At 42.8% G+C, this 23,253-nt stretch carries 23 protein-coding genes; 14 read left to right on the forward strand and 9 right to left on the reverse strand.

Annotated elements, in window-relative coordinates; genetic code table 11:
- Positions 1-24 precede the first annotated feature (24 nt).
- The gene (locus ACST14_RS05750; RefSeq protein ID WP_459461505.1) at positions 25-1,443 is read left to right on the forward strand and encodes a hypothetical protein; all 1,419 of its coding nucleotides are present in this window, start codon (positions 25-27) and stop codon (positions 1,441-1,443) included.
- Here ACST14_RS05750 and ACST14_RS05755 read toward each other — a convergent pair.
- The gene (locus ACST14_RS05755; protein WP_459461507.1) at positions 1,440-1,985 is read right to left on the reverse strand and encodes a hypothetical protein; all 546 of its coding nucleotides are present in this window, start codon (positions 1,983-1,985) and stop codon (positions 1,440-1,442) included. The genes ACST14_RS05750 and ACST14_RS05755 overlap by 4 nt on opposite strands.
- 72 nt (positions 1,986-2,057) lie before the next feature.
- Between ACST14_RS05755 and ACST14_RS05760 the strand changes: the two genes are divergently transcribed.
- Positions 2,058-3,098 carry an acyl transferase gene (locus tag ACST14_RS05760; RefSeq protein ID WP_459461509.1) on the forward strand — a complete coding sequence of 347 codons (1,041 nt, stop codon included), beginning with the start codon at positions 2,058-2,060 and terminating at the stop codon, positions 3,096-3,098.
- Here ACST14_RS05760 and ACST14_RS05765 read toward each other — a convergent pair.
- Positions 3,081-3,500, reverse strand: coding sequence for a molybdenum cofactor biosynthesis protein MoaE (locus tag ACST14_RS05765; RefSeq protein WP_459461511.1), 420 nt, complete (start codon positions 3,498-3,500; stop codon positions 3,081-3,083). The two genes, ACST14_RS05760 and ACST14_RS05765, sit on opposite strands and share 18 nt — an antisense overlap.
- Entirely contained in the window at positions 3,500-3,988 is a 489-nt protein-coding gene (locus tag ACST14_RS05770) for a dihydrofolate reductase (protein ID WP_459461513.1), read from the reverse strand. The genes ACST14_RS05765 and ACST14_RS05770 overlap by 1 nt, the downstream gene beginning before the upstream one ends.
- Before the next feature lie 175 nt (positions 3,989-4,163).
- Here ACST14_RS05770 and carB point away from each other — a divergent pair, with 175 nt between their 5' ends.
- The gene (gene carB, locus ACST14_RS05775) at positions 4,164-6,998 is read left to right on the forward strand and encodes a carbamoyl-phosphate synthase large subunit (protein WP_459461515.1); all 2,835 of its coding nucleotides are present in this window, start codon (positions 4,164-4,166) and stop codon (positions 6,996-6,998) included.
- Position 6,999: 1 nt separating this feature from the next.
- Positions 7,000-7,260, forward strand: coding sequence for a hypothetical protein (locus ACST14_RS05780; RefSeq protein ID WP_459461517.1), 261 nt, complete (start codon positions 7,000-7,002; stop codon positions 7,258-7,260).
- Here ACST14_RS05780 and purN read toward each other — a convergent pair.
- Positions 7,250-7,813, reverse strand: a complete 564-nt coding sequence (gene purN / locus ACST14_RS05785) for a phosphoribosylglycinamide formyltransferase (RefSeq protein WP_459461519.1) — start codon at positions 7,811-7,813, stop codon at positions 7,250-7,252. The genes ACST14_RS05780 and purN overlap by 11 nt on opposite strands.
- A gap of 52 nt (positions 7,814-7,865) precedes the next feature.
- On the opposite strand from purN, the gene bshA reads away from it, so the two are divergent.
- On the forward strand, positions 7,866-9,017 hold the full coding sequence (bshA, locus tag ACST14_RS05790; protein WP_459461521.1) for an N-acetyl-alpha-D-glucosaminyl L-malate synthase BshA: 1,152 nt from the start codon (positions 7,866-7,868) through the stop codon (positions 9,015-9,017).
- Here the strand turns inward: bshA and folK are convergent.
- Positions 9,001-9,486 carry a 2-amino-4-hydroxy-6-hydroxymethyldihydropteridine diphosphokinase gene (gene folK, locus ACST14_RS05795; RefSeq protein ID WP_459461523.1) on the reverse strand — a complete coding sequence of 162 codons (486 nt, stop codon included), beginning with the start codon at positions 9,484-9,486 and terminating at the stop codon, positions 9,001-9,003. The two genes, bshA and folK, sit on opposite strands and share 17 nt — an antisense overlap.
- Before the next feature lie 26 nt (positions 9,487-9,512).
- Between folK and ACST14_RS05800 the strand changes: the two genes are divergently transcribed.
- Positions 9,513-10,082 (forward strand): YqgE/AlgH family protein, encoded by a 570-nt coding sequence (locus tag ACST14_RS05800; RefSeq protein ID WP_459461525.1) that lies wholly within the window; start codon positions 9,513-9,515, stop codon positions 10,080-10,082.
- Here the strand turns inward: ACST14_RS05800 and recG are convergent.
- Positions 10,079-12,178: an ATP-dependent DNA helicase RecG gene (gene recG / locus ACST14_RS05805; RefSeq protein ID WP_459461527.1), complete on the reverse strand. Its 2,100-nt coding sequence runs from the start codon at positions 12,176-12,178 to the stop codon at positions 10,079-10,081. The two genes, ACST14_RS05800 and recG, sit on opposite strands and share 4 nt — an antisense overlap.
- 61 nt (positions 12,179-12,239) lie before the next feature.
- On the opposite strand from recG, the gene ACST14_RS05810 reads away from it, so the two are divergent.
- From ACST14_RS05810 to ACST14_RS05825, 4 genes are read left to right on the forward strand one after another with little or no spacing between them, the layout of a single operon-like run.
- A complete protein-coding gene (locus ACST14_RS05810; RefSeq protein ID WP_459461529.1) occupies positions 12,240-12,755 on the forward strand; it encodes an NADH-quinone oxidoreductase subunit B in 516 nt (171 codons plus the stop codon).
- 1 nt (position 12,756) lies between these two features.
- Positions 12,757-13,230, forward strand: coding sequence for an NADH-quinone oxidoreductase subunit C (locus ACST14_RS05815; protein WP_459461531.1), 474 nt, complete (start codon positions 12,757-12,759; stop codon positions 13,228-13,230).
- Positions 13,230-14,105: a glycosyltransferase family protein gene (locus tag ACST14_RS05820; RefSeq protein WP_459461533.1), complete on the forward strand. Its 876-nt coding sequence runs from the start codon at positions 13,230-13,232 to the stop codon at positions 14,103-14,105. The genes ACST14_RS05815 and ACST14_RS05820 overlap by 1 nt, the downstream gene beginning before the upstream one ends.
- Positions 14,105-14,995, forward strand: a complete 891-nt coding sequence (locus ACST14_RS05825) for a glycosyltransferase family 2 protein (RefSeq protein ID WP_459461535.1) — start codon at positions 14,105-14,107, stop codon at positions 14,993-14,995. Before ACST14_RS05820 ends, ACST14_RS05825 begins: the two co-directional genes overlap by 1 nt.
- Here the strand turns inward: ACST14_RS05825 and ACST14_RS05830 are convergent.
- A complete protein-coding gene (locus ACST14_RS05830) occupies positions 14,985-15,890 on the reverse strand; it encodes a glycosyltransferase (RefSeq protein ID WP_459461537.1) in 906 nt (301 codons plus the stop codon). The two genes, ACST14_RS05825 and ACST14_RS05830, sit on opposite strands and share 11 nt — an antisense overlap.
- Positions 15,891-15,947: 57 nt before the next feature.
- Here ACST14_RS05830 and ACST14_RS05835 point away from each other — a divergent pair, with 57 nt between their 5' ends.
- The 3 genes from ACST14_RS05835 to nhaD all read left to right on the forward strand — a co-directional run bounded on the left by ACST14_RS05835 (position 15,948) and on the right by nhaD (position 20,326).
- Positions 15,948-17,783, forward strand: coding sequence for an ABC transporter ATP-binding protein (locus ACST14_RS05835; protein WP_459461539.1), 1,836 nt, complete (start codon positions 15,948-15,950; stop codon positions 17,781-17,783).
- 85 nt (positions 17,784-17,868) lie between these two features.
- The gene (locus ACST14_RS05840; protein WP_459461541.1) at positions 17,869-19,071 is read left to right on the forward strand and encodes a pyridoxal phosphate-dependent aminotransferase; all 1,203 of its coding nucleotides are present in this window, start codon (positions 17,869-17,871) and stop codon (positions 19,069-19,071) included.
- Position 19,072: 1 nt separating this feature from the next.
- On the forward strand, positions 19,073-20,326 hold the full coding sequence (gene nhaD, locus ACST14_RS05845; RefSeq protein WP_459461543.1) for a sodium:proton antiporter NhaD: 1,254 nt from the start codon (positions 19,073-19,075) through the stop codon (positions 20,324-20,326).
- Here nhaD and ACST14_RS05850 read toward each other — a convergent pair.
- On the reverse strand, positions 20,323-20,994 hold the full coding sequence (locus tag ACST14_RS05850) for a phosphatase PAP2 family protein (RefSeq protein WP_459461545.1): 672 nt from the start codon (positions 20,992-20,994) through the stop codon (positions 20,323-20,325). The genes nhaD and ACST14_RS05850 overlap by 4 nt on opposite strands.
- Positions 20,994-22,211: a peroxiredoxin family protein gene (locus tag ACST14_RS05855; RefSeq protein ID WP_459461547.1), complete on the reverse strand. Its 1,218-nt coding sequence runs from the start codon at positions 22,209-22,211 to the stop codon at positions 20,994-20,996. The genes ACST14_RS05850 and ACST14_RS05855 overlap by 1 nt, the downstream gene beginning before the upstream one ends.
- Positions 22,212-22,338: 127 nt before the next feature.
- On the opposite strand from ACST14_RS05855, the gene rsmH reads away from it, so the two are divergent.
- Positions 22,339-23,253: a 16S rRNA (cytosine(1402)-N(4))-methyltransferase RsmH gene (gene rsmH, locus ACST14_RS05860; RefSeq protein ID WP_459461549.1), complete on the forward strand. Its 915-nt coding sequence runs from the start codon at positions 22,339-22,341 to the stop codon at positions 23,251-23,253.

The raw sequence follows: 23,253 nt of genomic DNA on the forward strand, positions 1-23,253 counted from the left end.
TTTTGGGGACGCAACCACAATACCATGTTAAAAAAAGCGAGTCTATTCCTATTTCTATTCCTCCTATTTGCCTTTAAAGGCTCATCTCAGTTTATTAAATGGCAAGAGGATAATTCAGCTAGTTTTTTGCGATTAAATTTAGTGACGCATGAAATAGATCGCTATAATCCTGCCACAGGTTGGGCAAAATTGGATACAATTAAGTCGATTGGGGTAGACTATAAGGATATTTTGCCTACTTCAGAAGGGATTAACGAATTTCAAATTAACCAATCATCTAAATATTATTTAACCATACATTGTACGGGTCAAATGTATGAACTTGATAAGTCCACTTGGACATTAAAGCGATTAGATCAGACCTTTCACCGCGGTTCTAATTGTTTAAGCACCGTATTTATGCGGGGGGATGATATTTATTCCTTTGGTGGTTATGGCTTTTGGAGGTCCACTAATATATTAACGAAGTATGATTTTTTAGCTAAAGAGTGGTTGAGTATCGCAGCCGATGGAGATGTTCCTGCAGCTATATTCGATGGATTTGCAGGTTATTCCCCTAAAAAGGATAGATTCTACCTCTTAAGTACCGTGGAAATGAATGATACCGAAAAGAAGATGTCATTTAATCGCGATTATGGTATTTATGAATATGATTTTTTCAATCAAAAATTCAGTCGCTTAGGGGAAATAAAATTGCAAACGGTGTTGAATTTCTTGGATTCCAAGGAAACAAAGCCATTTGTATTTAATGGCCGTTACTTTATTATTACAGATAAGCCGAATAAAAATTTTGCTTATGATACCATGTTTTTTATTGACTTAGAGGATGATTTCAAAGTTTATCAATGGAAAAACCCACATCGAATCTATTTAAATGCGCAAAGAGGGGATGAAAAAGAGGCCTATATGCATGTAAGTGGGGATTCCTTAACTTGGTCGAATAATGTGGTGAAGGCATCGATAAATGAGCCGGGATTTACCGTGGCTTCCATCAAGACCTTAATAAGCGAAGCTGAATATATCGGAACGCTGGATGAGGGAACTTGGCTAGAGAAATTTAAGGATTTGATTTTAATAGTAGCTGCTTTATTGATTTTCGGGTTAATTTTTGAGTTATTTCGACGATTCAAGCGCAATAAACTTAAAAAATCTATTCGCTTAATGTTAGGGGCAAACGAGCGATTGTTCTTAGATTTTATGATTTTGAATTATGAGCAAGGTTTTGTGAATGGACATCAGATTATTGCCTTCTTTGGCAAGCATAAAAGTTCACCTGAATCGCAAAGGCAGTTTAGGGCAAAATTGATTGAGAATTTCAATAAGACTTTAGGCTTGATTTTTCCTGACGTGGAAATTATGGACATTCAATTAGATGAGCGCGATCAACGGATGTTTACTTATCGACTTCAGCCTGAAATTTTTAATAAAATAAAGTCGCTTTAGTCTTTAAAAATAATGATAGGATCTGTTTCGATCGTATTGCTTTTATTTAACGCGTTGTCACGGATGAAAATCTTGAATTTCAGGGTATCGTTTTTAGCTGTAAACTGCGGGCTATATCCTTTGTAAAAAGCATACACAAATTGAGTAGAATAATCGATGCTGCCTTCAATAGGTCCAGATTTTTGATTTGGCTTGAATTTAAAATTCATTAATCCGCCTAAGGCTGGGTTAAAGGTAATCGGGATAAAAACCCCATTTTTTTGCAATAATACAGCTACTTCGAAATTGCGAAAATCCTTGTATTTGATGTCGGACTTTAATTGAGCTTCGGTTAGGCCTAAATCCCCTTCTGCGTCCTGAAAATTAATACTCATAATCACGGAATCAATTTTAATTGTTCCGCCAAAACCGTCATTACTCGTTTTCGTAATCTTCTGAATCGACTTAAATTGAATAGCAGGCGTAGAGCTAAAGCTAGGTTCTTGAACACAAGCACCTAGTCCTACTAATACCATCACGAACAAGCCGGCTAATTTCCGCATCGAATCCTTTGAAAATTTCAACAGTAAAGTTAATGATTTGCGTTAATTTTGTGCTACATCAGGTAAAATCAAATGGATCAAACGATCGAGTCGTGGCGAGAAAAATTAAAAAGGCGCGTTCTGCACATGCAGGAATCCGATTTTGAGGCGCTTGCTTTAGAGGTGTTTCGTTTTCAAGCAACATTCAATCCACTTTACCATCAGTATATAAACTTGTCTGGAGTCGATCCTGAAAAGGTAAATCATTGGACCGAAATCCCCTTTCTGCCGATTGAATTGTTTAAAAATCACCAGGTTTTAACAGGCTCCGTGCCTGTTTTATTCTCCTTCGAAAGCTCCGGTACGACAGGCCAAATCCCGTCGAAACATCCCGTTTGCGATCCTAAATTCTACCAAGAAATTTCTAAAATTGCCTTTGAGCAAGAATATGGACCTTTGAGTGATTACCATATTTTTGCCTTGTTGCCATCCTATCTAGAGCGCACTACCTCCTCGCTTGTATTCATGATGGATCATTTCATACAGGAATCGGGCTCTGATTTATCGGGGTTTTATTTAAACCAATACGAAGAACTCGCTGATGCTTTACGCGCAGCGTTAGCGACAGAAAAAAAGGTATGGTTGATGGGAGTGACCTTCGGATTATTGGATTTAGTAGATTCAGGTATTGATTTGTCCTTCTTGAAAGAACACAAAGATCGCTTGATTGTGATGGAAACCGGTGGGATGAAAGGTCGCCGCGAGGAGTGGATTCGCGATAAAGTGCATGCCTATTTACAAGAAAAGATGGGGCTTGATTCGATCGCCTCAGAATATGGAATGACTGAATTGTTTTCGCAAGGCCATGCGAAAGCGCAAGGTATTTTCACCCCAGCCTATACCATGCGGGTTTGTTTGCGGGAGGTGAGTGATCCATTTACATTAGTGACCCAGCCGCATAAAACGGGGGGGATTAAAATCGCGGATTTGGGAAATATAGATTCCTGTTCCTTTATTGAAACACGAGATTTAGGTTCCTTAGAGGAAGATGGGATTCGATTTAAAGTCTTAGGCCGTTTCGATAATTCGGAAATGCGCGGCTGCAGCCTGATGGTTTCAGGGATGGGGAATTAGCCAGGAGGAACCGTCTTCGTAAAATTCATTTTTCCAAATAGGCACTTCTTTCTTCAGTGTATCAATCAACCATTCACAGGCTTTAAAGGCTTCTGCTCGGTGTACAGATGTAACTCCTATTAATACGGCGATATCCCCGATGTCTAAAGGCCCCGTTCTGTGAACTAGCGCAATGCGCTCTATAGGCCATTTCGAAGCCGCTTGTTCACACAATAACTCGATTTGTTTCAAAGCCATAGGAGGATAGGCCTCCATCGTCAAAGCCTTAACGTCTTTTCCCTGATTCTTATTTCTGATTGTGCCTATAAAAAGGCAGATTCCTCCTGCCACCGGATCCTGCAAGAATTGGTAGTAAGGATCGATCGAAATCGCTTCCGCACATAGATCGATTTTGTGGATCATTATTTTCTGCTGTAGGTCAAAAAACTGTATTGGTAGGGATTTTTTTCATCCGTCACGCCTCGCTCCCTTTCTGTTACCTCCCATTGGTCCGCCACGATTTCTGGGAAAAAGGTATCTCCTTCGAAAATATCGTGAAGCTGGGTGACCAAAATTTGATCAGCTACAGCTAAACTAAGCTTGTAAATTTCAGCGCCTCCCACAATAAAAATTTCTTCGCGGCTCAGGGATTTAGCCTTTAAAATAGCTTCTTCCATGGAGCAAGTACAGATAACACCTTCGATTTGCAAATCAGGATTGCGAGAAATAACAATAGTGGTGCGGTTCGGTAACGGTTTGCCGATGGAATCGTAGGTTTTACGCCCCATGATGATGACATGACCCGTAGTTAAGGACTTAAATCTTTTCAGATCTGCAGGCAAATGCCAAATCAGTTCATTGTTTTTTCCAATGACCCTATTTTCATCAAAAGCAACGAGTATTTTTATCACGATTTCAATTATTTGTTGTCAAAAATAAGGGTTTTTTCGGGTTCTGCCGCACCTGCACAAAAGTCTATGTTTTATTTTGGAAATCGACCCCCGAAACCTTAACTTTGCACAATTTTGGAGCTCAATCAAAGCCCTGAAAATACACGTATCCTTTCAAAATTAATTTATACCACCTGTGCCTAAAGATTCCTCGATTAAATCCGTACTAATTATTGGTTCTGGCCCCATTGTGATCGGTCAAGCTTGTGAATTTGATTATGCTGGTTCCCAAGCCGCCCGTTCCTTACGGGAAGAAGGCATTGAGGTGATCTTAATTAACTCAAATCCAGCGACAATTATGACGGATCCGATGAATGCGGATCACGTATATTTAAAGCCTTTAGAGAAAGCTTCGATCATTCACATTTTAGAAAATCATCAAATCGATGCGGTTTTACCTACCATGGGAGGTCAAACAGCCTTGAATTTAGCGATTGATTGTGATGCGGCGGGGATTTGGGAAAAATACGGAGTGAAGATTATTGGCGTAGACATCGCGGCTATTGAGACAACAGAAGATCGCGAGAAATTCCGATTGAAGATGATCGAAATCGGGGTGGGCGTTTGTAAAGGACGTACGGCTCGATCTTTTCTGGAAGGAAAAGAGATTGCACAAGAAACAGGATTTCCTTTAGTTATCCGTCCATCGTTTACCTTAGGTGGAACAGGTGGTGGTTTTGTGCATGATCCTAAAGATTTTGATGCGGCCCTAAACAAAGGTCTTCACGCATCCCCTACCCACGAAGTGCTTGTAGAGCAATCCATCATGGGTTGGAAAGAATACGAATTAGAGCTTCTACGAGATAATTTAGGGAATGTGATTATCATCTGTTCGATCGAAAATTTCGATCCGATGGGTATTCACACTGGGGATTCGATTACTGTAGCTCCGGCGATGACACTTCCAGATACGATCTACCAGCGCATGCGTGACATGGCGATCAAGATGATGAACGCCATCGGTCAGTTTTCGGGTGGATGTAACGTTCAGTTCTCCTTGAACCCAGAAACGGATGAGATTATCGCGATTGAGGTTAATCCAAGGGTTTCACGCTCATCGGCTTTGGCCTCTAAAGCAACAGGATATCCGATTGCAAAGATCGCTGCGAAAATGGCGATCGGTTATAATTTAGATGAATTAACGAATGCGATTACGGGAACGACGTCTGCTTATTTCGAGCCGGCTTTAGACTACGTAATTGTGAAAGTACCTCGTTGGAATTTTGATAAGTTCAAAGGAGCGGATCGCACCTTAGGATTGCAAATGAAATCGGTGGGAGAAACCATGGGTATCGGACGTAATTTCCAGGAAGCCCTTCAAAAAGCGTGTCAATCATTAGAGATTAAGCGGAACGGAATGGGCGCAGATGGCAAGGAATTGCGTGATCAAGATGCCATTTTATACTCCCTTGCGAATCCATCTTGGAACCGTTTATTCCATATTTACGATGCCTTTAAGATGGGCATTTCGTTCAAAACGATTCAGCAATTAACGAAAATCGATAAATGGTTCTTAAACCAAATTGAAGATTTAGTGCGCGTGGAGAAAGAGATGGAGAAATTCTCTATTCACAATATCCCGACGATCTTATTAGAAGAGGCGAAGCACAAAGGTTTCGCAGATCGCCAAATCGCTCACACTTTGCGTTGCCTCGAATCAGAGGTTTACGACAAGCGTAACGCGGTAGGCATCAAGCGTATTTACAAATGCGTAGATACTTGTGCGGCGGAATTCGAAGCGAAGACACCTTATTATTACTCGACTTTTGGGCAAGAAGGAGCCTCAGCAGTTTTAGATAATGAGTCAATCGCTTCTAAAAAGAAAAAAGTAGTGGTATTGGGTTCTGGACCAAACCGTATCGGCCAAGGAATCGAGTTCGATTATTCTTGTGTTCACGGCGTGTTAGCGGCGAAAGAAGCAGGATACGAAACGATTATGATTAACTCGAATCCAGAGACGGTTTCGACGGACTTTGACATCGCAGATAAATTATATTTTGAGCCGGTATTCTGGGAGCACGTGTATGACATCATTCAGCACGAAAAACCAGAAGGCGTTATCGTTCAATTAGGCGGCCAAACAGCCCTGAAATTAGCCGAAAAGTTATCGAAATACGGTATCAAGATCCTAGGTACTTCGTTCGAAGCCTTGGATTTAGCAGAAGACCGCGGTGCGTTTTCGAGCTTATTAAAAGATTTAGCTATTCCGTATCCTAGATTTGGGGTATGTGAAGATGCAGACAATGCTGCGGCTTTAGGTCGAGAATTAGGTTATCCATTATTAGTTCGTCCGTCTTACGTTTTAGGAGGTCAGTCGATGAAAATCGTGATCAACGAACAAGAATTAGAGCAACATGTGGTGGATATTCTACGCGATATTCCGGGCAATAAAATTTTATTAGATCACTTCTTAGAGAACGCGATTGAGGCGGAGGCAGATGCAATCTGTGACGGCGAAGATGTGTACATAATCGGACTGATGGAGCACATCGAGCCTGCGGGTATCCACTCTGGGGATTCTCACTCGGTATTACCTCCATTCGATTTGTCGGATCATGTAATCAAGCAAATCGAAGATCATACCCGTAAAATTGCGGTGGCATTAAGGACCAAAGGTTTAATAAACATCCAATTCGCCGTGAAAGACGAAGTGGTGTACATTATCGAAGCAAATCCACGTGCCTCCCGTACAGTTCCATTCATTTGTAAGGCCTACCAAGAGCCTTACGTGAACTACGCAACGAAGGTAATGTTAGGGGATAAAAAAGTAAAAGATTTCAATTTCAAACCAGTGAAAAAAGGATTCGCGATTAAAATCCCGGTATTCTCCTTCTCTAAATTCCCGAATGTAAACATGGAGTTAGGGCCTGAAATGAAGTCAACTGGAGAAGCGATCTATTTCATCGATGATTTGAAAGATGATTTCTTCCGCAAAGTATATGGTGAAAGAAACTTATATCTAAGTAGATAAGATGCTGTTTAAACTACTGGCTTTAGGATTAGTCTTCTATTATGTCTTATTTCCTTTGATGCGATTTTTGCTGAAAGGTTACGTCATCACGCAGGTGCACAAGAAGATGTCAGAGCAAGATATTCGCTCGAAGCATGCTGCCGCTAAGGCACGTAAAGAAGGGTCGATTGATGTGGATTTTGTGCCGCCATCTGCCTCTAAATCCAAGCCTAAGCCGGCAGACGATGCAGATTATGTTCCCTACGAGGAAATTAAGGACTAACAAGCGACTCGATTACTTTCGGAAAATCGCGGTGCTCTAATTCCTGACCTTTTCTAGCGACATCTTCGGGAGTATCAGTAGGCAAAACGGGGAAGGAACTCTGGAAAATTGTCCCACCTTCATCATAGTGCTCATTTACGTAGTGAATCGTAATCCCTGATTCTTTTTCCCTAGCAGCTACCACCGCCTCGTGTACAAAATGTCCGTACATGCCTTTTCCCCCGAACTTAGGTAATAAAGCCGGGTGAATATTAATAATTCTTTGTGGAAATGCCTGCACAAACTCCGAGGGAATTAACCACAGGAAGCCTGCTAAAATAATCCAATCCGTTCGCAGTGATTGAACTTCTTTAAGCACCGTTCCGTTCTTATAAGAATCTCTGTCAAAAATACGGCAAGGAATTCCCAGTCGCTCTGCACGCGCAATTATGCCTGCTGAGGGGTTATTGCAGTAGATGTGGGTGATTTGAACTTGATCGGAACCTTTGAAATGTTCGATGATTTTTTCGGCATTAGAACCAGAACCAGACGCAAATAAGACGAGATTTTTCAAAGGTTATCAGTTGTTTAATACAAATTTACATTCTTTCAGCTAAATTTAACATATGAAAATAGGGATCGTTTGTTATCCGACGTATGGCGGAAGTGGAGTAGTGGCGACAGAACTAGGCAAAGCATTAGCGCTGGCTGGTCATGAAGTGCACTTTATCACCTATACGCAACCCCCACGTTTAGATATATTTTCTGAGAATATCTACTACCACGAGGTGAGTGTCGCGTCGTATCCTCTATTTGAATACCTGCCTTATGAGTCTGCATTAGCCAGTAAAATGGTGGATGTAACCATCAACGAGAAGTTGGATTTAATCCACGTTCATTATGCGATTCCACACGCTTCGGCAGCTTATTTAGCGAAGCAAATATTAAAATACAAAGGGATTCACGTACCAGTTATTACGACTTTGCACGGAACGGATATTACTCTAGTAGGCCGTGACCCCTCTTTCGAACCAGTGGTTACTTTTTCAATCAATGAATCCGACGGGGTGACGGCGGTTTCGGAGAGTTTGAAGAATGATACGTATAATGAATTTGAGATTTTGAGTCATATCGAAGTGATTCCGAATTTCATTGATTTGCATCGGTTCCAAAAGCGTCCGCATGATCACTTTAAGAAAACTCTTTGTCCGAATGGCGAGAAGTTATTAATGCACACCTCGAACTTTAGAAAGGTGAAGCGGATTCAAGATATAGTGAAAGTTTTTGCGCTCGTGCGCAAGAAGATTCCAGCTAAATTAGTTTTGATAGGCGACGGTCCTGAGCGTTCAGGTATCGAAGTCCTTTGCCGTGAGTTAGAGGTGCAAAACGATGTCCGTTTCTTAGGAAAGATGGATGGAATTGAGGAGGCTTTGTCGCTGGCAGATTTATTTTTATTGACTTCGGAGAAGGAAAGTTTTGGCTTAGCTGCTTTAGAAGCGATGGCCTGCGAAGTGCCCGTGATTTCCTCTAATGCGGGAGGAATATCAGAGGTTAATATTCACGGTGTAACAGGCTTTGTGAGTGAGATAGGGGATGTGAATGATATGGCAGCGAATGCCATTAAGATGCTAAGTGATCCTATTTTACACGAAAAAATGAAGGCAAATGCGCTAAAGCGTGCGCAGGATTTTGATATTATCAAGATCTTGCCTTTGTACGAAAAGTTCTACGAGCGAGTTACCTCGAAGAGCTGGAAATTCCCTAAACAGAACGATTAACTTCACTGGTATCTTCGCAAGCTAGTAACATAGCGTTTGCCGTCAGGCCAGATACCGGATCTACATACCTAGGAGCGATCTCTGCTAAAGGAGTTAAAATAAATTTGCGTTCTGCGATTCGAGGATGTGGGATGACTAAATCAGCCTCTACAATGATCATATCCCCATAATAAAGTAGATCTAAATCAAGCGTTCGAGGACCCCAGCGTTCCTTGCGTTCTCTACCAAATTCCTTTTCAATCGCTAACATTTCTGTTAAGCAAGCTTGCGGATTTAGTGTAGTGCTCACGAGCAGAACCTGATTTAAAAAGTCGTCTTGAGGGATGGGACCCCAGGCTTGGGTTTGGTAAATCGACGAATAAACCGATATTTTTCCGACTTTTTTTTCAATTAGCGGGTAAGCCCCTTCGAATATTTCCCGGGTATTTCCTAGATTGCCGCCTAAAGAGAGGAAGAGCTGAGTGATCATCTCTTAAAATTACTAATTTCTGCGCTATGCACCCGAATTATTCTGTGGAGGATTTGCAACCCGGTATGCTTTTATTAGCTGAGCCCTTCTTAGAGGATCCGTCTTTTCATCGTTCGGTTATTTTACTTTGCGAGCATACCAATGCCCATTCTTTCGGTTTAGTGCTGAATAATAAGCAGGAGATTGTCTTCGACTCTTTCGTGGATGAAAAGGTGCTGGAGGATGTTCCTTTGTATTCCGGCGGTCCGGTAGATCCTACGATTATGCAGTTTGTGCACCGCAGACCTGATTTAATTCCAGATGGCGTGTTAATTGGTCCGGGCATTTATTGGTCAGGTAGTTTCGAAGTGGCGATAGATAAAGTCGTAGCGGGGGAGATCGGATTCGATGAAATTAAGTTTTTTATTGGCTATTCCGGTTGGGGAGCCGGGCAGCTAGAGCGCGAGGTGAAAACGAACGCCTGGATTTTGCATCCGGGGAATGATAAATTAGTTTTTGACGAATCCCACGAGGCTTTGTGGCGGAAGATTATGTATGCCAAAGGCGGGGATTTCAGAGTCCTCTCCACCTATCCAGATGATCCGAATTTAAATTAAGAGATTCTAGCCCAGTTCGTGGTGTCTTTGCGCTGAGAACGGACTTGTTCGCGAATCATTTGATAGCCGGGCTTTTCGAGATTGGGGTCTTCTTCTAATATTTTTTGGGCTGTTTCTCTAGCCACTTTCAGTATTTCTCCGTCTTTTGCTAGATCTGCTATCATTAGGTCGATGGCTCCACTTTGACGCGTGCCAGAAATATCCCCTGGGCCACGTAATTGTAAATCCACTTCAGCGATTTCGAATCCATTATTCGTTTTCACCATCGTATCGATACGTTTTTTCGTATCTGCCGATATTTTATAGCCCGTCATCAAAAGGCAATAACTTTGCTCTGCCCCACGTCCCACGCGTCCTCTTAATTGATGCAATTGGGATAATCCGAAACGTTCTGCACTTTCGATGATCATAATAGAGGCATTCGGTACGTTTACCCCGACTTCGATGACCGTGGTAGCCACCATGATTTTGGTTTCATTTTTTACGAAACGGGCCATCTCGATATCCTTGTCCGCTGGCTTCATTTTTCCGTGTAAAATGCCCAAAGGCACCTCCGGGAAAGCTCTCGAGATACTTTCATATCCGTCCATCAGGTCTTTGAAGTCCATTTTTTCGGATTCCTCAATCAAAGGATAAACAATATAGATCTGGCGGCCTTTGCTTAACTCGTTTTGGATGAATCCAAAAACCTGCAAGCGGTGGCTGTCGTAGCGATGCGTGGTCTGAATGGGCTTGCGTCCCACGGGTAATTCGTTAATTATCGAAATATCTAAATCTCCATAAAGTGTCATCGCCAAAGTCCGAGGAATCGGCGTCGCCGTCATGACTAAAATATGCGGGTGGAAGGTCTTGTTTTTATCCCATAGCTTTGCCCGCTGTGCCACCCCAAACCGGTGTTGCTCATCAATGATGCACATTCCTAGGTTTTTGAACTGCACCGAATCCTCAAATAAGGCATGCGTGCCCACTAAAATCTGCAATTTACCCGATTGCAAATCTTCGTGTAAACCGACTCTATCCTTCTTTTTTACCGAACCCGTCAGCTTTGCAATCGTTAGTCCTAATAGATCCGCGAATTGCTTCAATCCTTGGTAATGTTGATCTGCTAAAATCTCTGTGGGCGCCATCAAGCAAGCTTGCGTCCCATTATCAATCGCCAAAAGCATCGATATGAAAGCCACAATCGTCTTCCCAGATCCCACGTCCCCTTGCAATAAACGATTCATCTGTTGTCCACTTCGCATATCTGCAAAAATTTCTCGAATCACCTGTTTCTGCGCATTCGTTAATTCGAAGGGTAGGTATTCCTGATAGAATTTGGTTAAAAGCACCGCGGAGGAAAAGACTTGTCCCGGGAATGCCACTTTACGGATCAAATTCTGCTTAATTAAGCGTAATTGATTATAGAAAAGCTCCTCAAATTTTAGTCGCCGTCTGGCTTGGTGAAGCCAAGTTTCGCTTTGGGGCAAATGAATATGATATAATGCTTCTTGCTTTGAGATTAATTTGAATTGTGTATTTACTTCCTCCGGCAATGTTTCGCGGATATAAGGAAACGCAATCTCGAGCAGGTTTTTTTGCAGCGTTGCAATGGCTTTACTATCTATGTATTTCTTTCGCAGCTTCTCCGTTAAAGGATAAACCGGCTGAAAATACTTTCCGGAAGCCTGTTCGCCTTTATAGACTTCCATTTCTGGATGCGTCATCTGAAGCTGTCCATTGAAGCTAGTCGGCTTGCCATAAAAGAGGTAGTCTACTCCGATATTTAGGGATTTTTCAAGCCATTTGACTCCTTGAAACCAAACAATTTCAATGCAGCCAGTCTCGTCACAAATTTGAGCCACGATGCGCTGGCGGTGGCCTGCGCCTATTTTTTCTTTAAATCGAATCCGGCCGATAAATTGAGCGTGGTCCATCTCCTCTGTAATAGTTGCGATGGGATGAACGACGGTGCGGTCCTCGTAACGGAAAGGAAAATATTGAATTAAGTCGCCGTAAGTAAACATGCCTAGTTCGGTCTGTAGCAGCGTCAGCTTCGCAGGAGTCATCCCACGGAGTTTGGCTAAATCAGTATCGAAAAAAGGTACAAGCGACATACACGAAAAATTTTGTGAATTTAGGTATATTTACAGAACGATTACGAAAATTACCCCAAACATGAAGAGTTTTTTAGACCAAGAATTTGAATCCGATGGCTTTGTGCTGAGCAACGTCGAAGATTTATTTAATTGGGCGAGGGCGAGTTCGCTTTGGCCCATGAGTTTTGGTTTAGCTTGTTGCGCGATCGAAATGATGCAAGCCTTTGCGTCTGGCTATGATTTAGATCGTTTTGGGGTGTTTCCAAGGCCTTCCCCACGTCAATCCGACGTGATGATCGTGGCCGGAACCGTCACCTTTAAAATGGCCGATCGCATCCGTCGTCTGTATGAACAAATGCCAGAGCCACGTTACGTAATTTCGATGGGCTCTTGTGCGAATTGCGGTGGCCCTTACTGGGAACACGGCTACCACGTGGTGAAAGGAGTGGATCGCATTATTCCAGTGGACGTTTATGTTCCTGGATGTCCACCTCGCCCTGAGGCCCTTTTAGGTGGTATCATTAAATTACAAGAAAAGATTAATCAGGAGAGTCTAGTTGCGCCATTGCGTATTTTAGCTGCCATACATAAATAGAATGGATTTAGCATCGATCAAAGATTTACTGCAAACGCAATTCAAATTCGAGGCCGAATGGGAAGAGGAAATGGGGCGTTTGACTTTGCCGGCAGAGCAGATTTTGCCTGTTTGCGAATTTCTTTGGAAAAATCCAGCGACTTATTTCGATTCACTTTCCTGTCTAACGGCCATCGATCAAGGTCCTGAGGCGGGTAAAATGGAAGTGATTTACACCCTTTATTCTATCCCAAATCACCTCACCTTACATTTGCGCGTCATTTTAGATCGGTCGTCGCCCACTATTTCCTCTGTTTCATCTATCTGGAGAACAGGGGATTGGCATGAGCGAGAGGCCTTTGATTTACTAGGCATCCAATTTTCTGGTCATCCAGATTTGCGTAGAATATTGCTTCCAGAGGACTGGGAAGGACATCCGCTTCGGAAAGATTACGTGGAGCAATCGAAATACCACGGAATTCAAGTGAAATATTGATGAAAATAGCCGGATTTACTTTTATTCGAAATGCGGTGAAGAACGATTACGCGATCGTGGAAGCCATCACGTCTATCTTGCCTATTTGCGATGAGTTTGTGGTGGCGGTAGGGAAGTCGGACGATGATACTTTGGCCTTAATTCAAGGCATTCCCTCCGATAAAATTAAGATTGTGGAGACGGTTTGGGATGATTCTAAACGTGACGGAGGATCCACATTTGCCTTAGAAACCGATAAAGCACTTCAGGCTATCTCAAAAGATATGGACTGGGCTTTCTATATTCAAGGCGACGAATGCGTGCACGAGGCCGATTTGCCCATCGTAAAATCCGCGATGGAGGCGAATTTAACGGATGCAAATGTGGAAGGTTTACTCTTCCATTACCGTCATTTTTACGGCTCTTATCAACACGTGGCTATATCGAGACGCTGGTATCGGCGAGAAATTCGGGTGGTGAAAATGCATCCAGGTGTCCATTCTTACAAGGATGCGCAAGGTTTTAGAAAAGAAGGGAAAAAGATGAATGTGAAGCTGATTCCCGCTTATATCAATCATTATGGCTGGGTGAAACCGCCCGAAGGCCTAAATAATAAGGTGCGCAACTTTACGCAATTCTACCACGATGATGCTTGGTTAGCCGAAAACGTACCCGCAGATTACCAATTTGATTATGGAAATGCGGAACGTTTGTTCCGTTTTGATGGGACTCATCCAGCTGTGATGGCGGATCGGGTGGCGCGATCGAACTGGCCATTCTATTTCGATCCAGTAGAATTAGAAAAGAAAATGACTTTGCGCCGCAAGATTTTGCAGAAAATCGAAGATCTGACTGGTTACCGGGTGGGCGAATACAAAAACTACCGCATGCTATAATGGAAGATTCGATTCAATTTTTCCCGGCTTCGAATGCTCCCGCAAAGCCCTGTTTTTCTATCCTCATTCCGAGCTGGAATAATTTAGCCTACCTGCAATTATGTGTGAGAGCCATCCGTAAACATTCCACGACGGCTTTTGAGATTATTTTGCATTTAAATGAGGCCAAAGATGGTTCGAAAGAATGGGTCGAATCACAAAAAGACATCGCTTTTTCCTATAGCCCCAGCAACGTAGGCGTTTGCTATGCGATGAACGCAATGGTGAAGCTGGCGCGCGCGGATTATTTCTTGTATTTGAATGATGATATGTACGTGCTGCCTAATTGGGATGGTTTTCTGAAAGAAGAAATAGAAAGTATCGGGCACACAGAATTCTTTTTATCGGCCACAGCCATCGAGCCCAAAGCCCAAAGTGCTTGTTCCATTCAAGCGGATTTCGGTAGGTCGCTAGCTACTTTCGAAGAGACTAGGTTACTTGAAACATATGCTAATTTGCCATTCCAGGATTGGCAGGGGGCTACTTGGCCACCTAATGTGGTGCACCGTTCTTTATGGGATAAAGTGGGTGGGTATTCCAATGAATTTACTCCGGGAATGTATTCTGACCCCGATTTTTCGATGAAATGCTGGCAGGCTGGAGTTCGCTTATTTAAAGGAATATCGCAGAGTAGGGTGTATCATTTTGGGTCTATTTCCGTGAAACGCGTGAAGCAGAACAAGGGATATTATCAGTTTATTCGTAAGTGGGGGATGACCTCGTCTACCTTGTCGAAATACTATTTACGTCGTGGTGATAAATTCGATGGCCCGCTAGTGCAACGTCCGATTCCTGTGTTGGTACAATTGAAAAATCTGTATTACCGTTTGAGTCTTCCGTTTAGAAAATAGAGAAGAGTAATTTAATGCTGTATAGGAAACTACCCAAAGCGGATTTTCCTTTATAAGCTAGCATCGCTCGGTGGTATTTAGCGACGCTAAGAAATCTTTGTACGCGCGCCGCCATGCTAGTAAGTGCAAAATCTCGAGCTAATCCGTGCAAAATCTCTCGATCCCCACCGGCAGGGCAGCGCTCAGCTATTAATTCCATTCGCTTCACAATGCGCGCATTCCGCTCCTTCCGCGTGTTAAAATTCTTCTTCCCTTTACTTAAATCCGCCCCCATTGTATTCGAACTGTGTTGACGGTAATTCACTAAAGTCTCAGGGAAATACCTAACTCCATTAAGTGATGCTGCAGCAAAACCCAGTATATAATCGTGCCCCACATAATCCGGAAACGGCAAGGCTAGGTCGATGATTTCGCGCTTAAATAACATCGCATGCCCCATGGCTTTGGTTCCAAAAACATAGTGCAAAGCGCTCGGGTAATCACACAAATGATTCATGTCTGAGAATTTACCAGTGACCGCACCTGCAGCATCTGTCAGAGCAGAATCTGCATAAATCAGCGAATTTCCGCCGATAGCTCCTGCCAACAAGCTGATTTTTTCAGGCATCCATACATCATCCTGATCCGACAAAGCAATCATTTCGCCTTTCGCGGTCCGAATGCCTTGTTCGAATGTGGCTAATAAACCTTGATTAATGGGGTTTGCAATCAAGCGAATGCGCAAGTCAGAAAGAGCGTATTCCTGTAAAATCGCAAGTGAAGAATCCGAGGACGCGTCGTCCACAAACACAAATTCCAATGAGGGATAGCTTTGAGCTAGCAAACTGTCCACTTGTTCTCGGAGGAATTTCTCCCCATTATAAGTGGCCATCACAATGGAAATTAAGGGCGACATTCGGATTAGTTTCTGAAAATTGTCGTAATTTGACCAAAATTTTGATAAAAAGCCGCATTGAAAACATATTTTCGCTTATTAAGCTACGCCGTTTCGATCCGCCAGTATGTGTTTCCATACTTCGGTTTTTCCTTGCTAGCGAGTTTGTTTGGCATCTTAAATTTTACCTTGCTGATTCCCTTGTTGAACGTTTTGTTCAATCAATCAGCGCCTGAGAATATTCAGATCTACCGCGTTTTACCCGTTTTTTCGCTTAGCCCATCCTATTTTTCATTTCTATTTAATCACTATTTCTATGGTGCATTGGAGAATTTTGGTCGAATTGGTGCGCTAAAATATGCTTGCGGTGCCATTATGGTTTCGGTAATTTTGTCGAATTTCTTCCGTTATTTTTCCCAAAGAGTTCTCAAAACAGTCGAGGCCGACACGATCGCCTCTTTGCGTCAAGCGGTTTTTGAGCGGGCTATACGATTAGACCTAAGCTATTTTACCGAGCAGAAAAAGGGAAACCTAATGTCGCGTCTGACCACCGATGTACAGGAGGTTGAAAATAGTATTGGACGTGCCTTTACGGCCACCTTTAAAGAGATATTTACCTTGATCTTGTTCTTCGTTTTCCTGGCTAGTATGTCGGTAAAATTGACCTTGTTTTCCTTAATCATTTTACCACTTTCAGGATCAGTGATTGCGACGATTACGCGCAAATTAAGGCGTGCCGCGGGGGAGGTACAGCAGCATTTGAGTGGAATTATTAGTTTATTGGATGAGACCTTCGGTGCTATGCGTGTGGTGAAGGCCTTTCGAGCCGAGCGGATGATGGATGCGCGTTTTCAAGCCGGAAATGATCGCTACCGGAATTCACTTTTAAAGATGGTTTTCCGCCAGGAATTAACTTCACCCACTTCAGAAAGTTTAGGCGTTTTAGTCGTGACGGGGATCTTATTATACGGTGGTAGTCTGGTGATTAATGGTGAGGGAGAATTAACTGCGTCCACCTTTATTGCCTTTATCGCCACTTTTTCTCAAGTCATGCGCCCTGCCAAAGCCATCGCCGATGCCTTCAGTGGCATTCAGCGTGGGGTGGCGTCTGCTGATCGAATTATAGAAATTCTGGATACAGAATCGGAGATCATTGCGGAGGAGCCGATCGTAGAGGTAAAAGATTTCACCGATAAAATCAGTTTCGCAGGAGTAGGGTTTGAATATGTAAAAGATCGCTCCGTCTTAAAAGAAGTAAGTTTTGATATTCCCAAAGGTAAAACCATCGCCCTCGTAGGTGCATCTGGCGGAGGAAAATCCACCTTAGCGGATCTTTTACCTCGTTTCTATGATCCGTCGAAAGGACAAATCACATTAGATGGCGTGAATTTGAAAAACATTGCTTTGGACGACCTAAGAGGTTTGATGGGCATTGTGACGCAAGAATCTGTCTTATTTAATGATACCATTCTTAATAACATCGCCTTCGGCACAGAAGCTACTTTAGAAGAAGTGCAAGCAGCAGCTAAGATTGCGAATGCGCATGACTTCATTGTGGCTGGACCGGATGGCTATGAAACGGTCATCGGTGATCGCGGATCTAAATTATCAGGTGGCCAAAGACAACGCATCTCTATCGCCCGTGCCGTTCTAAAAAACCCGCCGATTTTGATTCTAGACGAAGCGACGAGTGCGCTGGATAATGAATCAGAAAAGTTAGTACAAGAGGCTTTAGGGCATCTAATGGAGAACCGTACCGTCCTTGTTATTGCGCACCGTTTGTCTACCATTCAGCATGCGGATCTAATTTTAGTGGTTCAAGACGGCGAAATCATCGAACGCGGAACTCATACCGAATTGATGAAGATCAAGAAAGGGGCCTACGCGGTTTTGGCACAAGGTATTACAGCCTAATTTTTGCAAATTTTATTAGCTTATTCGTTCGCAAAAAAGTAAATTTACATCCGATTTATATACTCAAATTTTCGTTTTATATCCCATGTCACAAGCACAATTAGCCCAAAGAATTCAAGCATTAGATGAATCATCCACTTTAGGAATGACGAAAAAAGCGCGCGAATTAGCAGCGCAAGGTCATAAAGTAATCAGCCTTTCCGTAGGCGAGCCTGATTTCAAAACACCTGCTCACATCTGTGAGGCAGCTAAAAAGGCAGTTGATGATGGCTTCCACGGATATTCACCCGTAGCTGGTTATCCAGACTTACGCATGGCGATTGCGAATAAATTAAAGCGGGATAATAATTTAGAGTGGGGTTCGGAAAATATCGTAGTTAGCACGGGAGCTAAGCACTCTTTAGCAAACGCGATTGCCGCCTTGATTAACCCAGGTGATGAAGTAATTATTTTTGCTCCCTATTGGGTTTCTTACTCTGAGATGGTCAAATTGGCGGAAGGCACAACAGTGGTCGTTCAAGGTGCTTTTGACAATAATTTCAAAGTGACTCCAGAGCAATTCGAAGCGGCGATCACGCCTAAAACGAAGATGGTGATGTTCGCATCGCCTAACAACCCGACAGGATCAGTTTATACAGAATCAGAATTACGTGATATCGCAAACGTAGTAGCGGGTCATGAAAATATTTTCGTCTTAGCAGATGAAATTTACGAGTACATTAACTTCACTCAAGGTGGCCACTTCTCAATCGGTTCTATTCCAGAAATCAAGGAGCGTGTGATCACGGTGAACGGTGTGGCGAAAGGTCATGCCATGACAGGTTGGAGAATTGGATTTATCGCAGCGGCGAAATGGATCGCTGATGGTGTTGAAAAATTACAAGGTCAGGTAACTTCAGGTACAAACTCTATCGCTCAAAAAGCAGCAGTAGCAGCCTTCAACGGTACATTAGATCACGCATACGAGATGAAAGCGGCATATGATCGCCGTCGTAAATTAGTGGTGGAGAAATTACGGGAGATACCAGGATTTAAAGTGAATATGCCGGATGGCGCCTTCTATGCATTCCCTGATATTTCTTACTATTTCGGAAAAACAGATGGTAAAACGGTAATTAACGATTCGGATGATTTCTGTTCTTGGTTATTAGCGGATGCCTTTGTGGCGACTGTGGCTGGCTCAGGATTCGGTGCACCGGATTGTATGCGTATTTCAACCGCTGCAGCGGATGAGCAATTAATTGAAGCTTGCGATCGCATTAAAGCGGCCGTGGCTAAATTAAAATAAGATGGGAATCGCATCCATAATTATCTTCATTTTAGGCTATTTAGCCATTGCTTTCGAGCATCCTTTGAAGGTAAATAAGACGGCCACAGCATTAGTTACTGGGGTTTTAGTATGGACGATGTATGCGATTTCAACGGGTTCTGCCTCCGCTTTAGGACATCATTTAGCCTCTACATCGGAGATTTTATTCTTCTTGTTAGGCGCCATGACCTTGGTCGAATTAGTGGATGCGCACCAAGGATTTTATTTCGTTTCTCGATTAATCAAAACAGATAAGGTGATTAAACTACTTTGGATAGTAGGCTTGATCACCTTTTTTATGTCTGCAGTTTTAGATAATTTGACTACTGCGATTGTGATGGTTACTCTATTGCGCAAGTTGATTAGCAATAAGGAAACACGTAAATACTTCGTCGGTATCGTAGTAATTGCTGCGAATGCAGGTGGCGCTTGGTCGCCCATAGGCGATGTAACAACGACGATGTTATGGATAGGTGGCCAAATTTCAGCTACCGGCATTATTCAAGGCTTATTTTTACCCTCTTTACTGTCATTAATAGTGCCTTTAGTAGTTGCCTCCTTTGTGTTGAAAAAAGAATCAATAGGAAAGCCGGCTGCGCTTGAAGCCTTGAGTGCGACTGAGGAGCGCGATGGTAAAATCATGCTATTCGCGGGTGCAGGCTCTTTATTAGGTGTTCCTGTATTTAAGACTTTGACTCATTTGCCTCCTTATATGGGCATTTTGCTAGCCTTAGGGCTTGTTTGGATATTATCTGAAATCTTGCATTCCGAGAAAGATGACGAGGCTAAGAAGCAGTTGAGTGTAGGTTATGCATTGACTAAAATCGACACCTCCAGCATTCTCTTTTTCTTAGGAATCCTATTAGCCATAGGTGGCCTAGAATCATTTGGTTATTTGCACGCACTATCAGATCAATTAGCCCATTATTTGGGAAATCAAAACCTCATTATCACCATCATCGGCTTAGCGTCTGCCGTAGTGGATAATGTGCCTTTAGTAGCTGCCACCATGGGAATGTATTCTTTAGTGGATTTTCCAATGGATCACGAGATGTGGGAATACCTAGCCTTTTGTGCGGGTACTGGAGGAAGTATTCTGATCATCGGTTCAGCAGCAGGGGTGGCCGTGATGGGAATGGAGAAGATTGAGTTTGGCTGGTATTTGAAAAAAATAGGCTTTCTTGCCTTACTAGGCTATTTCGCTGGAGCTGGACTTTATCTTTTATTGCATTAAAATCCGATAGACATGCTGGCTCCATAATACGCTGGAGCAACTTGAGGTGTCAATGTAAAACGATTCAGTTTTTGCCATTGATGGCGTACCTTCGGGTATAAGAGGTAGGCAAGTTCCGCTGATGCAATGCCTAACGCAGAACCCATCAACACATCTGTTACCCAATGTTCATTATTTACTATTCTAAGAGCGGCCGTTGCAGTAGCGAGTGTATATCCGGCAATCACAAATTCTGGATGGGTATCTCCAAATTCATGGGCTAAAATCGTTGCGCCAAAAAACGCCGTCGTCACATGTCCCGAAGGAAAAGTATGTTCTTTCCCATCAGGTCGAGCTTCTGTCACGGTTACTTTCAAACCATAAGCCGTGGCGGCATAAATCCCCGTTCCCAGAATAAAAATTCCGGCTTGATCAAAAGCCTCGTTTTGTCCTTTGTAACCGGCTAGGTGAGCACCTATATTAATCGCTGTTGGTGCAAATTGAATGTAATCATCTAGCGGAGTTACTTTTCCAGGAGCGACGATATTCGTTTGAATTTGCTTCGCAAATGGGTTGTAGGTTAATCCACTAGCGATACCTAAAACGAGCGGAGTTTTCCATTTCTTAAAAGAAGGTTTCTCGGCCTGAACAGCAAAGGAAATCAAACAAAGTAGGGCGATGATTCTCATTATTTTTCTGCCAAAAGGCTTTGTACCGTATGTTCGAATTCCGTAATCCAATCGGCATAATATTTTCCTGTTCCCGGTCCAGAAAACCCGGTATGAATTTCTCTCACAATTCCTTTTTTATCGATGATAAAGGTAGTCGGATAACCGTTCATTTTACTTAACATAGGAAGTACTTGAGCAATGGTTTGGTCCTCGGGTGTTCCTGCAAAAAGTAGTGGATAAGTGATACCTATTTTCTTTTGGAAATTATCCATCTTAGGCCCCGCAATCACTAGATCAGTTGAATTTTCAAAAGCAATTCCAATGACTTCTACGCCTTTGCTTTGGTATTTTTTATAAAAAGGAGCAAGGTAACGGGATTCATCCAGGCAATTAGGGCACCAAGATCCCATTAATTCGATAACCACCACTTTGTTCTTGAACCGCTCGTCTCGTAGACTAATTTGTTCACCTTTAGTCGTAGGAAGCTTAAAATCGATGCGATCAAAACCTGGCTTTAAAAAGCTCAATTTCTTCAAATCAGGCAAGGCTGCCTTATTATCTAACTTTGCCTCAACCATTCTCACTCCACTCAGACCAGAGGTAAATCGGCCTGTAAAATTAGATCCGCTAACTTTAGCTCTTAGCATGGTTACTCCACTTCCATCGAAATAACTGAGTAATAAACTGTCTCCGCTTATGTTGCCTTGTAAGAACCGGTAATCGCCTGAAGTACGTAAAAATGTACCCGTCACGCGGTTTCCATTTTGCTCGAAAACGCCCACGCCTGGACTATGATTTGTGGCGTCACTGAAGAAGTCTGCCATCCATTTACCGTTCACATTAACGGAAGCGGGTTTTAGATTCAAGAACCGATCTGCAGGGCCGGCTAAGGCCGAAACTGCCAAGCGATACACCATTTTGCCATTTCTTTTTTTGACAAAATAACCCTTCATTTCAGTTGATTTTGTCATAGAGAAAACTAGTTCTGCGTCATATAAGTCAAAAGGGATGAAAAGAGAATCAGCTCGAAAATAAGAGTCCCCTAAGGTTGATTTTTCGGCTCCATTCACCAGTTTAATGTCAAATTCACCTTGTTTTATTCCCGGATTCACTTCAAAATGAATAGGCAATGCTCCTCCGTGTGTCGAAATTTCTGCTCGCCAAAGTCCTAAAATAGGAGCTTGTCCGAAACAAAATAGGGGGGCCAAAAATATAAGCAATAGGTTTTTTTTCATGGGTAATTTTTTGTGGCGTTTGAGCAAAGATACACGTTCGAAACTTGTCACAAAAAAAAGCGTGACAATTTCCTTTTTTCGTGGCGTAGGCGATGGATAATTTGTATTTTTGTTTTAACCCAAAAATATGTCAGAAAATACTTACCATACCTCCGTCATGTTGTCCGAATGCATCGATGGTTTGCGCATTGATCCGGCGGGAACTTATGTCGATGTGACCTTTGGAGGAGGGGGGCATTCGAAGGCAATTTTAGCTCAATTAGGCCCTGAAGGGAAATTGTTTTCTTTTGATCAGGATCCGGATGCCTGGGAACAGGCGGAGAAGATCGATGATGAGCGTTTGACCTTAATAACGGCTAATTTCCGCCATTTAGAGAAGTATTTGCGTCTGCATCGGGTAAAGTTAGTAGATGGAATTTTGGCAGATTTTGGGGTTTCCTCTTTTCAGTTAGATGCGCCGGAGCGGGGTTTTTCGATTCGCTTCGATGGTCCATTGGATATGCGAATGGGTCCCTCAGCTTCGATGACAGCAGCGGAATTATTGAATGGATATTCTGCTTCGGAATTGCAGCGAATTTTAGGAATGTATGGGGAGGTGAAGAATGCCAAAACTTTGGCCCAGGCTATCATTCAAGCCCGTACTACAAAACCCTTAGAGACAACGCAAGAATTTAAAGAAATTTTGAATAAATTAGCTCCTAAACACCGGGAGTTTAAATACTTTGCTCAGGTCTTTCAGGCGATTCGCATTGAAGTGAATCAAGAGTTAGCCGTGATTGAAGAGTTTTTAGCACAAGCCCCCTCCGTTTTAAAACCGGAGGGCAGATTAGTGATTATGTCTTTTCATTCCTTAGAAGACCGTTTAGTGAAAAATTTCATCAAGGCGGGTAACATTCAGGGGAAAGAGGACAAAGATTTGTTTGGGGTGGTACACCGGCCTTTAGAGTCCGTAACAAGAAAACCGACCACTGCCTCAGAGGACGAGTTGAAATTAAATCCGCGCTCCAGAAGTGCAAAATTGAGAATAGCTTCTAAATTATAA

Source organism: Aquirufa sp. A-Brett2-15D (genome assembly GCF_054558735.1).